This is a genomic window from Treponema endosymbiont of Eucomonympha sp., from assembly GCF_001028545.1.
Genome location: NZ_BBPW01000381.1, coordinates 1 through 666, shown reverse-complemented (window position 1 = coordinate 666; position 666 = coordinate 1). Strand labels below are relative to the sequence as shown.

General features: G+C 64.9%; 1 protein-coding gene. It reads left to right on the top strand.

Annotated features, from left to right (window positions below; translation table 11 throughout):
- A partial coding sequence (gene ribA, locus AWU74_RS07190; protein ID WP_162504999.1) for a GTP cyclohydrolase II occupies nucleotides 1–497 on the top strand: 497 nt, incomplete at its 5' end.
- Nucleotides 498–666 lie beyond the last annotated feature (169 nt).

Genomic DNA, 666 nt, shown 5'->3' with positions numbered 1-666 from the left:
ACCTCGCGCTGGTTTCGGAGGCGCCCTTCGACCCTGCCGACGCGCTGGTGCGGGTGCATTCCGAGTGCCTCACGGGGGAGACGCTGAAGTCGAGCCGCTGCGACTGCGGGGAACAGCTTGAAGCGGCAATGCGGCGGGTCGGGCGGGAAGGCGGCGCGGTCGTCTACCTGCGGCAGGAAGGGCGCGGAATCGGGCTGACGAAGAAAATCCGCGCCTATTCCCTGCAAGACGCGGGACTCGACACCGTAGACGCCAACCTGAAGCTGGGGCGCGCCATAGACGAGCGCGGCTACGCGCCGGCGGCGGCTATCCTGCGGGATTTGGGGATAAGCGGCGTCCGGCTCATGACGAACAACCCCGCCAAAGTCGAGGCGGTCGCCGGTGCGGGAATCACCGTCAAGAAGCGGGTGCCTCTCGAGGTGCCGCCGAACGACGAGAACCGGCAGTATCTCAAGACGAAGAAAGCCCGTCTCGGGCATAATCTGGAGCAAGTATAAGGGCGCGCGGCTCAGTCGGCGCCCGTTTTATGGAGGCAATCTATGTATACGGAAATCACCGGTTCATTGCAGGGGCAGGGCAAACGCTTCGCCGTGGCGATAAGCCGCTTCAACGACTTTATCACCGCGCGGCTGCTCGACGGAGCCGTCGACTGCTTCGTCCGGCACG